Source organism: Mesorhizobium sp. M0239 (assembly GCF_040321815.1).
Lineage (GTDB): Bacteria > Pseudomonadota > Alphaproteobacteria > Rhizobiales > Rhizobiaceae > Mesorhizobium.
The window spans coordinates 195,276-208,047 of the sequence record NZ_JAMYSG010000003.1; the positions used below are offsets into that span (position 1 = coordinate 195,276).

Annotated in this window: 14 protein-coding genes; 6 read left to right on the forward strand and 8 right to left on the reverse strand. The window is 60.8% G+C overall.

The annotated features are described in order from the left end of the window. The first annotated feature begins 19 nt into the window (after window positions 1-19). Window positions 20-1,057: a hypothetical protein gene (locus NKI99_RS04130; RefSeq protein ID WP_352441304.1), complete on the forward strand. Its 1,038-nt coding sequence runs from the start codon at window positions 20-22 to the stop codon at window positions 1,055-1,057. On the opposite strand, the gene NKI99_RS04135 is transcribed toward NKI99_RS04130, so the two are convergent. The 3 genes from NKI99_RS04135 to NKI99_RS04145 form a co-directional block, all read right to left on the reverse strand. Further along, window positions 1,035-1,382 carry a DUF1491 family protein gene (locus tag NKI99_RS04135; protein WP_128302985.1) on the reverse strand — a complete coding sequence of 116 codons (348 nt, stop codon included), beginning with the start codon at window positions 1,380-1,382 and terminating at the stop codon, window positions 1,035-1,037. The genes NKI99_RS04130 and NKI99_RS04135 overlap by 23 nt on opposite strands. 229 nt (window positions 1,383-1,611) lie before the next feature. Continuing rightward, window positions 1,612-2,409 (reverse strand): peptidoglycan-binding domain-containing protein, encoded by a 798-nt coding sequence (locus NKI99_RS04140; RefSeq protein WP_352609866.1) that lies wholly within the window; start codon window positions 2,407-2,409, stop codon window positions 1,612-1,614. After that, a complete protein-coding gene (locus NKI99_RS04145) occupies window positions 2,384-4,114 on the reverse strand; it encodes an ATP-binding protein (protein ID WP_352609867.1) in 1,731 nt (576 codons plus the stop codon). The genes NKI99_RS04140 and NKI99_RS04145 overlap by 26 nt, the downstream gene beginning before the upstream one ends. Window positions 4,115-4,650: 536 nt before the next feature. Here NKI99_RS04145 and NKI99_RS04150 point away from each other — a divergent pair. Both NKI99_RS04150 and NKI99_RS04155 read left to right on the forward strand, forming a co-directional pair. Beyond that, entirely contained in the window at window positions 4,651-5,004 is a 354-nt protein-coding gene (locus NKI99_RS04150) for a DUF5330 domain-containing protein (RefSeq protein ID WP_023812789.1), read from the forward strand. A 100-nt stretch (window positions 5,005-5,104) separates the two neighbouring features. Next, window positions 5,105-5,533, forward strand: coding sequence for a SufE family protein (locus NKI99_RS04155; RefSeq protein ID WP_127292519.1), 429 nt, complete (start codon window positions 5,105-5,107; stop codon window positions 5,531-5,533). Window positions 5,534-5,674: 141 nt separating this feature from the next. On the opposite strand, the gene NKI99_RS04160 is transcribed toward NKI99_RS04155, so the two are convergent. Next, window positions 5,675-6,100 carry a Ros/MucR family transcriptional regulator gene (locus tag NKI99_RS04160; protein ID WP_013532660.1) on the reverse strand — a complete coding sequence of 142 codons (426 nt, stop codon included), beginning with the start codon at window positions 6,098-6,100 and terminating at the stop codon, window positions 5,675-5,677. A gap of 441 nt (window positions 6,101-6,541) precedes the next feature. Continuing rightward, complete coding sequence (locus NKI99_RS04165) at window positions 6,542-6,910, reverse strand: SH3 domain-containing protein (protein WP_023812787.1); 369 nt, start codon at window positions 6,908-6,910, stop codon at window positions 6,542-6,544. A gap of 178 nt (window positions 6,911-7,088) precedes the next feature. Between NKI99_RS04165 and NKI99_RS04170 the strand changes: the two genes are divergently transcribed. The 3 genes from NKI99_RS04170 to NKI99_RS04180 all read left to right on the forward strand — a co-directional run bounded on the left by NKI99_RS04170 (window position 7,089) and on the right by NKI99_RS04180 (window position 10,401). Then, window positions 7,089-9,212, forward strand: a complete 2,124-nt coding sequence (locus tag NKI99_RS04170) for a S9 family peptidase (RefSeq protein WP_352609869.1) — start codon at window positions 7,089-7,091, stop codon at window positions 9,210-9,212. Continuing rightward, on the forward strand, window positions 9,209-9,835 hold the full coding sequence (locus NKI99_RS04175; protein WP_023812785.1) for a LysE family translocator: 627 nt from the start codon (window positions 9,209-9,211) through the stop codon (window positions 9,833-9,835). The genes NKI99_RS04170 and NKI99_RS04175 overlap by 4 nt, the downstream gene beginning before the upstream one ends. Before the next feature lie 158 nt (window positions 9,836-9,993). Further along, window positions 9,994-10,401, forward strand: a complete 408-nt coding sequence (locus NKI99_RS04180; protein WP_023812784.1) for an SET domain-containing protein — start codon at window positions 9,994-9,996, stop codon at window positions 10,399-10,401. On the opposite strand, the gene NKI99_RS04185 is transcribed toward NKI99_RS04180, so the two are convergent. From NKI99_RS04185 to NKI99_RS04195, 3 genes are all read right to left on the reverse strand, one after another. Beyond that, complete coding sequence (locus tag NKI99_RS04185; RefSeq protein ID WP_023812783.1) at window positions 10,398-11,348, reverse strand: cytochrome c; 951 nt, start codon at window positions 11,346-11,348, stop codon at window positions 10,398-10,400. The two genes, NKI99_RS04180 and NKI99_RS04185, sit on opposite strands and share 4 nt — an antisense overlap. 9 nt (window positions 11,349-11,357) lie before the next feature. Beyond that, on the reverse strand, window positions 11,358-11,795 hold the full coding sequence (locus tag NKI99_RS04190; RefSeq protein WP_352609870.1) for a c-type cytochrome: 438 nt from the start codon (window positions 11,793-11,795) through the stop codon (window positions 11,358-11,360). 326 nt (window positions 11,796-12,121) lie between these two features. Continuing rightward, a complete protein-coding gene (locus NKI99_RS04195) occupies window positions 12,122-12,718 on the reverse strand; it encodes a superoxide dismutase (RefSeq protein WP_023812781.1) in 597 nt (198 codons plus the stop codon). Window positions 12,719-12,772: the final 54 nt, after the last annotated feature.

Sequence of the window (12,772 nt, forward strand, 5' to 3'; positions counted from 1 at the left end):
GAGTACGGGCGTATCCTTCGTGTCATCTTCGGACTTCAGGCAAATCGCGGTGCGAAAAGACTCGGGAAAGGCCGAAAGGCTGTTCCGCGCCGCAGTGTCGGCGTTTTGCTCGCTCACCCGCCCTTCACGCCGTGAGATTGGCCAACTCGAAGACCTGACGCTGCCGCTGTTCGACAATGTGTCCGTCGAATCTCGCCGTTACGTGGCGGCCGCCCTTTCCGAATGCGAATACGCCCCCGCCGCCCTGGTGCGCCGCCTTTGCGAGGAACCGGTCGACATTGCCGCGCCGCTGCTCATCCGCTCACGCGCCGTCAGCGACATCGATCTCATCGCCCTGATCGGGCGACATGGCCTGCCGCATGCGCGTGCCATCGCGCGCCGCAAGAGCTTGAACCCGACCATTGCTGATCTGATCAGGGCCCTCGAGAGGCCAACCCTGGTGCGTGCGCCGGACCCGGATGCGAACGCCGCTGCAGCAGACAAGATCGCGCCAGCGAGCGCGGAAAGCGCCTCCGGCGAGCTGGCCCGGGAACAGGCACTCGGCATCGCGGCTGAGAATGCACGGCGCAGGCTGCGCTCGATGATGCGCACCGGCGACGAGGCGGCAGCGACGGGCGCCGATCCTTTCAAGGGCGCCGACACCTATGTGAAATTGCGCGAGACAGCTCTGACGGGAAACGCCGCGTTCTTCCAAACCGCGCTCGCCGATGCACTCGATATCGATTTCGAGATCGCGCGATCGCTCACCGCCAACCAGAATTACGCCTCGCTGCTTGCCGCCTTACGCTCGCTCGACCTCAGCGAAGACAGGGCCTTCCTGATCACGGTTGCCGTCTATCCCAGCCAGTTCCCGCATCCGCAGGCTATCCGGACTTTCCTCGACCGTTACCGGCTGCTGCATCGCGAAGCGGCCCAGGACAAGATGCGGTCGTGGCGGGCGGAAACCCTTTCAAGGGCGGTTCGCGGCGCAGCACCTGCCAACAGCGATACAGGCACCGCTTCGAACAGCGACGATGCGGCTGATACCTCCGGCCTCAGGGCGTCTTCACGGAAATAAGCTCCTCGACGGGCACGGTGCCGGCCTCGATCTCGACCACCCAGATATCGGGATCGAACTTTTTCTCCCTTTCCAGCCTAGCGTCGAGCACCGCGGCATCCTCGCCGGCTCCGAGCAGAGTGAAAAACCGGTCGTCGGGCTTGGCCGAATCATAGCTTGTCTGCGGCGCCGGCCCGAACAGGGCAACCTCACCCAGCCTGCCCCGCGCCAGCACGAACACAGCGCCGGCCTCGGTCGCGCCGCGCTTGACCACGGCGGCAAATCCACCGGCGCTGAAAACCCGGCGCAACAGGGCCGAGACCCACAGATCCGATGTGACACGCATGAGAAAACTCCGCGAATGCATGTCGCCCAAAAGGTGGGTCCCGGTTTTGGAACAACGGCATGCATGAGAACAAGGCAGGCGGGTTCTCTAAAGTAGTTTGCCGTTTCAAGGAAACGGCAAACTACTTTAGCCCTTGTTTGACGCGATTCCGGACGGAAAACCGTTTCACACTTTTCCTGGAATTGCTTTGTCGATATTTCCCCCGCTGGGCGAGCCGTCGTTTCAGCCGTCAGTTGGTCAGGCCGATCTCGCGCATCTTGACGTAGACGATCTCATCGGGCTCGCCGGTCTGCGGCAGCCCGAACAGCGACTGGAATTCCTTGATCGCTGCCTTGGTGCGCGCGCCGACGACACCATCCAGCTGCATGTCGTCATTGCCGAACGCCTTGAGCCCGGCCTGGATCTTGACGATGCGGGCATCGGGCGCTTGCGTCGCGGCATTCGCCTGTCCGGAATTTGTCTGTCCCGAACCTGTCTGCAAAGACACCGGAACGGCGGCCGGCGTATCCGGACGCGGCTGCGGCCTGGGTACCACGGAAGCGGTTTTCGGCGTCGCGCCCAGTTGATCGAGCAGAAGCGCGTCGATCTCGCCGGACGTGTTGAGCCCAACCTTCTGCTGATAGTCCTGGATAGCCTTGCGGGTGTTGGATCCGGAAATGCCGTCGACCGTTCCCGAATAGAAATCGAGATCCTTCAATATGCCTTGCACCTGCTCGACAACCGGATCGCCCTTGATCGGTGCCGGCGCGCCGGATGGCCGCACGATGTTGAACGTCGTTTCCGGCTCGTCGGGCGCCGCGTGCGGAAAACCCGCAATGCTGCGGGTCGCGAAGAATGCGCCGGCATGCGGGAAAGGCTGGTACCACAAGGCATTTGCGGAGACGTAGAACAGCGTCACCAGGAATGCCGTCGAGCCGCCCACCAGGACAGGGTTGCGCGAGATCATGCCGCCGACGGCGACAGCGCCGTCCTGAAAGGCGTTGCTGCGGCGCTTGACCGCCTTAGCCTGTTTTGCGGAGCGAGCCATTTCTGTCCCCTTTCGCCATCGCTACAGGCATGGTCAGCACGCCGGCCTTCTCCGCCTGATGTCCCTTCGGTCCGTTCACCGGCAGGCTGATGGTCACCGTGGTGCCCTCGCCCGGCATGCTTTCGATGGACATCGTGCCTTCGTGCAGCGCCACCAGGCCCTTGACCAGTGAAAGGCCAAGACCAGTCCCCTCGAAACGGCGGGTATAGTCGTTCTGGATCTGCATGAAGGGCTTGCCGAGATTGGCGAAATCCTCCTCGGCGATGCCAATGCCGGTGTCCCTGACCCAGAAATGCAGGCGCGAACCGATCCGCTTGGCACCGACGACGACGTCGCCGCCGTCGGGGGTGAACTTGATCGCGTTGGAGACCAGGTTGATGAGCATCTGCTGCACGGCGCGCTGATCGGCATTGATGTCGCCGGCGTCCGGCGCGATCTGCGCCCGCAGATCGATGTTCTTGGCCTGCGCCTGCAGCTGCATCATCGACTGGCACATGTCGACCGCTTCCGCGAACCGGAACGGCTCCGGCTCGGTCGCATAAACGCCCGATTCAATCCTGGACACGTCGAGTATCGAGGTCACGACGGCGAGGAGGTGCTGGCCCGAATCCCTCACCAGGCCGACATATTCCTTCTGGCGCGGATCCTTGAAGGCGCCGAACATCTCGTGCAGCAGCATATCCGAGAAGCCGATGATGGCATTCAACGGCGTGCGCAGTTCGTGGCTGACCACCGCCAGGAAGCGCCCCTTCGCCACTTCGGCGGATGCGGCCGCCTCATTGGCCGCCGCGAGATCCTTGCGCAACCGGCTGATCTCGTCATTCTCGCGCAGGACGAGCGTAAAGACGTCACCCTGTTCCTCACCACGCACCAGATCAAGCGAGAACGGCCGGTAATTGTCGGCCGTCAGGCTATTGCCGTTCTGAGGCAGCCGGATGCGCAATTCGAGCCGGCGCGACAGCGCACCGTCGCGCATGTCGGCCATCGCGCTGAGATAGGAAACGCGATCCGACAGATGGACGCGATCGAAGAGGCCGTTTCCGGACAGCAGTTCGGGCGGCAGTTTCAAAAGCGTGCGGGCCTTTGGCGACGCGTCCAGTACCTCGCCATGACGGGCAACGCGCAAGACCACCGCATCGATGATGTCTTCGAGCCGGTCGGCAGTGTCGACCACAGCCGCGTCGGCGGTGTTTTGAAACGCCGATGCACGCGGCATCAGTGTCAGCGCCCACACCAACGGCACCAGCCAGTGCCACGCCGCGATCTGCGCTCCTGCGAAAGGAAATACGGTTCCAGCCAAAGGCTGAGCCAGGATGGCGACAGCGGCCGACACGGCTCCCCACAGTGCTGCACGTCGCGAGCCGCCGATCCACCAGGCTTCGAAAGGCAGCGCCAAGACAAGCATGGCGACAGGCGAACCCAACCCGCCCGCGGCGGCAATGAGACTGCCGAGCGAAATGCCGGCCAGCACCAGGGCGACCCGACTCGCCATCGCCATCTTGCCGGTCGCCGCCACCAGCAAGGCGACGAACCAGCACAGGCCAAAGGCGGCGAAGATGGCGGCCATGGTGACGGCAACGCCCATGCCTGAAGTGACCAGCGTGACCGCGGCGCCGGCGGCAAAGAAAGGAGCGGCGAGCATGACGCCGATGAAACGGCGCTGGCGCTCGCGGTCGCTCCGCCCAAGGATGGACGGATGGACCATACGTTCGCAACCGGCAGAAATCGCGCCAGGCAATTCAACGTATCTGGCCTTGATTGAACTCAACTCAACGCACTCGCACTTGTCGTGGACAGCTCTGCTTTGCAGATGGTTCTGGTTGGCTTTGAAACTCGCATCCAGCGTTTAAGGAATGGATAAGGCAGGGCCGACCAAGGCCCTGGCCTGCGGCAAATATCGGGATGCCGGCCGCCGAAAGCACGGGCAAATGCAGCCATAGTAAACGGAGAGTTATCCGGCGACGGCACCTATCGGACAGACGCACACGGCACTCGGACTTCCACATTCCAAGAAAAATACAGGAAAATCATGGGGATATATGGTTATTTGTTGTTAAGGAAAATCACTGGCAATTGAGACAAAACGATTGCAGAACGCTTCGTCTCGAATTTGCCTAAAATTTGAGGAAAATTCTCTCTTTGCCTGCAAGCCGTCCTTTGCGCCTGTGTGCCAAGATCCTGCCTACAAAAGAGGTCATGCCATATGGATGCATGATCCGGTCACGACGAGAGGGCAAGGGCATGGTCTTCCTCATAAGAATGGCTTTCTGGTTTTCGCTGGTGCTGCTGGCGCTGCCGCTGACTGTCGGCCCCGATGAATCGGGCCGCGAAAGCGTCGGGCCGATCCAGGCCTTGTTTGCGGCACGCGAAGCGGTTGGCGATATCGCCGGCATTTGCGAACGCAAGCCCGATGTCTGCGAGACCGGCAAGTCGGCAATGCACACCATCACCGCCCGCGCCAAGGAGACCGCCAAGATCGCGGCAGCGATAATGGACGACAAGTCCGCCGCCAGCCCCGACACATCCACGATGACCGGCAGCCTGCCCGAAGAAATCGTCTTGCCCGAGACCGTCAACCTGCCGCCTCAGAATTAAGCCGTTTCGACGGCGCACCGCGGGCTGTCTGCCCTCTCGACGCCCGCGGTGTCCTTATTTTTTCCGTGACGCGGCGCCGCCGCGTGACTATATCCGGGCCATGACCACCACGATCCAGACGATCCGCGACGATTTTTCGTTCCTCGAGGAATGGGAAGACCGCTATCGCTATGTCATCGAACTCGGCGAGGCGCTGCCGCCATTTCCCGACGAGCAGCGCAGCGCCGCCAACAAGGTGCCGGGATGCGTGAGCCAGGTCTGGCTGACCACCGAACGCGGGGCTGGAGCCGACCCAGTCATCACCTTCACCGGCGATTCGGACGCTCATATCGTGCGTGGGCTGGTTGCGATCATGCTGGCGCTGTTTTCCGGCAGGACCGCCAGCGAAATCCAGCAGACCGATGCGGAAGCGACATTGAAAGAACTCGGCCTCGACGAACATCTGTCGCCGCAGCGCGCCAACGGCCTTCGCTCGATGGTCAAGCGCATCAAGCGCGACGCCGAGGCAGCGCTCAAGCAGACCGCCTGACACCTCCACACCCGATCCGCGCGTCGCGGCGCGCAAAAATCAAACGGCGCCCGAAGGCGCCGTTGATGTCGATCCGATCTGGCTTATTTTAACGCAATTCCCAAGGGAAAGCTCTATGCGCTGGAATTGCTCTGGCAGCGATTACCGCGCTTTGCGCTTGCGGCCGAGGCCCATCTTCTTGGCAAGCTGTGACCGGGCAGCCGCATAGTTGGGTGCAACCATCGGATAGGTCGGGTCAAGGTTCCACTTTTCGCGATACTGATCCGGTGTCAGGTCATAGTGGGTCATCAAATGACGCTTCAGCGACTTGAACTTCTTGCCGTCTTCAAGGCAGACGATGTAGTCGTCATGAACCGACCGCTTCGGGTTGACCGCCGGCTTCTGCTTGTCGGCAGGCGGCTGTTCGGCGGTTCCGCCCACACGCCCGAGCGCAGCATGGACATCGGATATCAGGTTCGGCAATTCGCCGACCGGCACGGGATTGTTGCTGACATAGGCGGCCACCACATCGGCGGTCAATTCGATCAGCGCATCGCTGTTTCTGGAAGGTGTTTCGACAATATCCATGGTCTTCGGGCCCCAACAAGAGTTACATCGATCTGCGCCCTTTTTTACAAGCAGGGCATCGCACGAATTTTGTGCAGGTAGAGTTTCTACGATTCGTGTCGCGGGCACATCAATGAGCGCGCAGACCAAGTAAGTCAATTCGGCCCTTACGCTATATTGAACGATATTGATCAATTATTCCACGATCAGCTTCAATCTTTCGTGCATTGTGTAATTTATCGATATTTCGCGCTCCCGCCGGCGGCGGCTGACGTAACGTCAGATCGCCGTTACATTCGTGGCAACTCACGACACGGGTTTTAATGTTTGATCTTGCTTGGCTATCGCCCGAGCAATATTGGTTGTTCACATTTATCCACAAAACCGTAGGTTGCCGTGGTCATACGCAAGCAATCATGCATGCCTGTCATCCAACCGATCGGCTGATTGCTGCCGCGTCAATCAATGCGGGGTGATGTATTTGCCATAGGCCCAGCCGGTGATGAAATTGCCGTTCTGGGCCGGATCATGCCAGACTTCGCACCAGCGATAGCGAATCTTCTGTTCCTGTTTCCATGCCGGCTGGTTGGCGATGTCGAGCAGGTTTATTCCGCCGGTGCATCGCCCGGTCATCTGCAGAACGGTCCCGTTCGGATATCCCGCCTGCTTCTGGGATGTGCCCGAAGGGTATTTGCGTACATTGAGCGTATCGCCGAACGGCACATTGGCCACTTGCCAAGCCGCGAATACGGTCGCATGAGACTGGCCGGCAAAGGCCAGAGTTAGTGAAGCAACGGCGAAAGCCGCAGCAGTCCGAGACCAAATAGTCATCATCTCTCCTCCCGGCTCATCTCCTGGAGCCGACACAACCCATACGCTGTGGCTCTTGAACCTGCCCTGAGCGGCGTGTTCATTCGCCGTTCAAGATATTCCATTTGAGATGGTCCATTCAAGATACTGGCCTATTCAAGATACTGGCCCATTCAAGATACTGGCAAAGCGAGACGCAATGACCAAGACATCCATATTTCCGATCGTCAGCCCGCCTACGCCCGAGAAGCGGCCGGTTTCCGACACGCATCACGGCATCACGCGAACCGACGACTATGCCTGGCTGCGGGCCGGCAACTGGCAGGAGATGTTCCGCGACCCGTCATTGCTCGATGCGGGAATCCGCGCAGAACTCGAGGCGGAGAACGCGTACCAGTCGAAGCTGATGGCCGACACGGCCGAACTGCAGAAGCAGCTTTTCAAGGAGATGAAGGGCCGTATCAAGGAAGACGATTCTTCCGTGCCGATGAAGGACGGACCCTATGCCTATGGCTCGTCCTTCAAGCTTGGTGGCGAGCAGCCGCGCTATTTCCGCATGCCACGCGACGGCGGCGCCGAGCATATCCTGCTCGATGGCGACGCGGAGGCCGCGGGCAAGGCCTATTTCCGTCTTGGCGGCGTCGACCATTCGGCCGACCACGCAAGGCTGCTTTGGGCATTCGACGACAAGGGCTCCGAATTCTACACGCTTCGCGTGCGTGACCTTGCCGACGGCAGGGAGCTTGCGGACCAGATCCCCGACACCGGCGGTTCAGGTGTCTGGAACGCTGGCAATGACGGCTTCTTCTATACACGTCTCGATCCCAACCACCGCCCGTCGAAGGTGCTGTTCCATGCGCTTGGCGACAGCCCGCAAAGCGACCGGCTGATCTATGAGGAAACCGATCCCGGCTTCTTCATGAATGTCGACGGCACCCGCAACAACGAGTGGATCATGATCGGCATCAACGATCACGAGACCTCGGAATACCGCCTGATGCGCGCCGACGATCCGTTTGCCGAGCCGAAACTGGTGTCGCCGCGCGAGATTGGCCTTCAGTACGAGTTGGAAGAAGGCGGCGATATCTTCTTCATCCTGACCAATGCCGACGGCGCCAAGGACTTCAAGATCATGACGGCACCGGCGGGCGATCCCGTGCGCGCCAACTGGCAGGAACTGGTGCCGCATGAGCCCGGTCGGCTGATCCTGTCGGTGATCGGCTTCAGGGACCACATGGTCCGGCTCGAACGCAAGGAAGGCCTGCCGCGCATCGTCGTGCGCGACCGGATCAGCGGCGAGGAGCATCTTCTGTCCCTCGACGAGGAGGCCTTCTCGCTCGGACTGTCGGGTTCTTATGAGTACGACACCGAGATCATGCGCTTTTCCTACTCGTCGATGACGACGCCGGCGCAGGTGTTCGACTACAATATGCGCACCCGCGAGCGGGTGCTGCTGAAGACCCAGGAAGTGCCGTCCGGCCATGATGCGGACCACTATGTCACGCGGCGCCTGATGGCGCCGGCCAGCGACGGCGAACTGGTGCCGATCTCGCTTTTGCATCATCGCGACACGCCGCTGGATGGATCCGCACCTTGCCTGCTTTATGGCTACGGCTCCTATGGCATCACCGTGCCGGCCGCCTTCAACACCAACTGGTTCTCGCTGGTCGACCGTGGCTTCGTCTTCGCCATCGCTCACGTTCGCGGCGGCAAGGACAAGGGCTATGGCTGGTACGATGAGGGCAAGCGGGAGAACAAGATGAACACGTTCACCGATTTCATCGCCGTCGCGCGCCATCTGGTCACGGAGCGTTACACGGCGCATGACCGTATCGTCGCGCAGGGCGGTTCGGCCGGCGGCATGCTGATGGGTGCCGTCGCCAACATGGCGCCGGATTGTTTTGGCGGCATTGTCGCCGAGGTTCCCTTCGTCGATGTGCTCACCACCATGCTCGATGCGACCCTGCCGCTGACGCCGCCGGAATGGCCCGAATGGGGCAATCCGATCGCGTCCGCCGACGACTACCGGACCATTGCCGCCTACTCGCCCTATGACAATGTCGCTGATCACGACTATCCGCCGATCCTGGCGCTGGCCGGTCTCACCGATCCGCGCGTCACCTACTGGGAACCGGCCAAATGGGTGGCCCGCCTGCGTGATCGCAAGAGCGGGGACAATCCGGTTCTGTTCAAGATCAACATGGATTCGGGCCATGCCGGCGCTTCCGGCCGGTTTTCGCGGCTGGAAGAGATCGCCTACACCTATTCCTTCGCGCTGAAAGTGATGGGCAAGGCGCAGCCTACGGGAGCAACCAACAAATGATCGACCTCACCACTCTGATCGCTTACATCGCGGTCGTTTTCGGCTTCGTCTTCATTCCAGGCCCCGCCACCCTGCTGACGATCGCCCGGGCAACGAGTTCCGGAACCAAGGTCGGCATCGCGACGGGCGCCGGGATCGCTGCCGGCGATGTCTTTCACACCGTCATGGCGATGATCGGCATATCGGCGGTCATCGCCGCGTCGGCGACGCTGTTCATCGTCATAAAGTACATCGGCGCGGCCTACCTGATCTATCTCGGCATTCGCGCGATCATGGAGAAAACACCGGCCAATCCGGCTGCCGGCGCGCTTGCGATCTCTGCCGGCAAGGCGTTTCGACAGGCTGTCCTGACCGAAGTGCTCAACCCCAAAACCGCTCTGTTCTTCCTCGCCTTCCTGCCTCAGTTCGTGCGGCCTGAAAACGGAACGGTGATGCTTCAGATGGCCGCGTTGGGGGTCATCTTCGTCGTACTGGGCCTTTTCAGCACGGTCGTCTTTGCCGTGAGCGCTGGCCGGCTCGGCACGCTCCTGCGCCGAAATCCGTCAGTGTTACGATGGCAGGGCAAAGTTGTCGGCGGCATCTACTGCGCTTTGGGCGTCCGTCTGGCGCTGCAGCAACGCTGACTCCAGACGATGATCGACGCGCCCTTTCCGGAGGGCTGGTTGATCAGGACTTTTTGAAGTTCCCGTTGCTCATTTTCACTCGCAATTGCGGTGACCGCGCGCTACCCAGTGCGCGGCTTTTCCCGGCCTGACAGCCTCCAATCGCGTAAAGGTCCATTATGCTGCTCGTCGACGTCTATCTCGACAAATCGCCTATCCAGGGAATCGGCGTCTTTGCCAAGAACCACATTCCTCGCGGCACTCTGATCTGGAAGCTGGACCCAAGGTTCGATCGGCTCATCGAGGTCGAGACTTATGAGCGCGTGGCCGGCCCGGTGAAGAGCTATCTCGATCGCTACTCCTATCCCGACCGCCGCGATCCGAACTACATCGTCTTCGAAGCCGACGACGCGCGCTATATGAACCATGCCGACGAGCCGAACTGCGACGTCTCCTCACCCGAGGAGAGCTTTGCGCTGCGCGACATCGCGCCTGGCGAAGAGCTGACCTGCAACTACAACCATTTCTTCGAAACGGGCTTCGATTTTCTCGGCGACCGCCACCTGTTATCCGCAGACCCGGTCTAGTTCGCCGTCTTCTTGCGGGCCGGATAGCCGTTTGGATGCGCCGGGATCGCCTTCAGATAGGCGGCGATGGCCGCACGGTCCTGCGGCGTCAGTTCGGCCATGTTCCGCTGGACGTCGACCATGGCGCCGCCGACCGAATCGAAATCGGGCGTGAAGCCGGTTTCGAGATAGTTGGCGATATCTGCCTCCGACCATTCGGCGAGACCGCCCTCGCCTGATGTGATGTTCGGCACGACGCCACTGCCTTCCGCGGCCACGGCGCCCGCCAGCCATTCGTTCTTCTTCGTGCCGCCCGCAAGATCGCGCGGCGTGTGGCATTCGCCGCAATGGCCTGGCCCTTCGACCAGGTAGCGGCCTGATATCACCGGATCAGGCGTGCCTTCGGGGAAGGCAACAACCGGCTGGTCGCTGAGGTAGAGCAATTTCCACAGGCCGATGCCGCGGCGGATATCGAAGGGGAAATCGAGCGAATTGCCCGGCGCCTTGCCGGCGACGGCCGGCAACGTCTTCAAGAAGGCATAGAGATCGCCAATGTCGGCCGGATTCATGCGCGCGTAGGATGCATAGGGAAACGCCGGATAAAAATGCTCACCAGAAGGCGACACGCCCTTCAGCATGGCATTGGCGAGGTCCTCGACAGACCATGCGCCGATACCGTCCTTGGGATCTTGCGAAATGTTGGGCGGCACGAAGGTTCCGAAGGGCGTCTTGAGTTCGAGGCCCCCAACGAGCTGAAGCCGCGTGTCGCCCTGTGAGCCCGGCTTTGCATGGCAGGATGTGCAACCGCCGGCATAAAAGATGCGCTTGCCCTTGGCAGCGTCGCCAGGACCGAGCTTGGCCAGAGTTTCCCTGTCGAGCCTCACCGGCGCCGACAGGACCCACCCGGCAACCGCGCCGACGCCGCCCAGAATGACGACGGCGCCGACAAGTTTTTTCAGCCACGCCATGGCTGGTGATCAGCCCTTCTTGATTCTGTAGCCTTGATGGCAGGTGCCGCAATCGGAGCCGATAGCGCCGACTTGCGCCTTCAGCGCGTCGGCATCGGCGGGAGCCGCAGCGACCGCAGCCTTGACGTCGGCGAGATATTTGTCCTCCGCTGCCTTGAAGCCAGCCATGTCTTCCCAGATCTTCGGCGAGGCCGTGGTGTCGCCGGTGTCGTTGCCGGCCGGGAACAGCGCATCGGCATCGAATTTGTCGGCATTCGCCTGCAGCGCCTGAAGTTGCGTCAACACAGCCGCCGCATCAAAGGGTTCCTCGCCCTTGACCACTTTCGACAGGCCGCCGACGATCTTTCCGCGTTCCTTCATCAGTGCCTGCCGATCGAGGATCGGGTCGGCAAAAGCCGCCGAGGCCGCGAGTGCGAGCATAGAGATGGCGATAACAAGCTTTCTCATTCAATTGGCTCCATGATGAAGGCATTTCGGGACAGGACGTTAACGGATGCATCAGGGGGAAAATTCCCTTCCCCCTGATGATTTTTGCCAGACCTTTGTTGTTACGGGAATCTCGACGCAGAAAAAGAAAAGCCCCGCTCGATGAACTGCCCCCCGAAAGTTGGGCATCAACCTTCGGGGGAGCAGTTCATCGCGCGGGGCTTCTCTACGATCGATCAGGACATCAAACGCGCTGTGTTCAAGCGGACTCGAACGACGCGGTTTGAGTCTTTGTTTTCGTGCATGTCGTTATCCCAAAACCGCTGCGCACTTTTGGGCAACATGCATCAGGCCTTTTCGTACAATTCGAGGACATGGTCCCAGTTGATCAGGCTATCGACGAACGCCTCGAGATATTTCGGCCGGGCGTTGCGATAGTCGATGTAATAGGAGTGCTCCCAGACATCGACGCCAAGGATCGGCGACGCGCCATGAACGAGCGGGTTCTCGCCGTTCGGCGTCTTCGAGATCGCCAGCTTGCCATCCTTGACCGAGACCCAGGCCCAGCCGGAACCGAACTGAGTCGTGCCGGCGGCAATGAAGTCGGCCTTGAACTTGTCATAGCCACCAAGATCGCTATCGACTGCCTTCTGCAAGGCGCCCGGCAGCTTGTTGCCGCCGCCGCCTTTCTTCATCCACTTCCAGAAATGGATATGGTTGTAGTGCTGGGCAGCATTGTTGAAGAGGCCGGCATTCTTGCCGAACGACTGCTTGACCACCTCTTCGACCGACAGATCACCCAAGCCGGCCTCGGCGGCGAGCTTGTTTCCGTTATCGACATACGCCTTGTGGTGCTTGTCGTGGTGATATTCCAGCGTCTCTTTCGACATGTAAGGCTGCAAGGCCTCATAGTCGTAAGGCAGAGCGGGCAATTCAAAGGCCATGGATAGTACTCCCTCGTGGAAAAATCCGGTGTCGATACCGGAGTAAGATAGGTC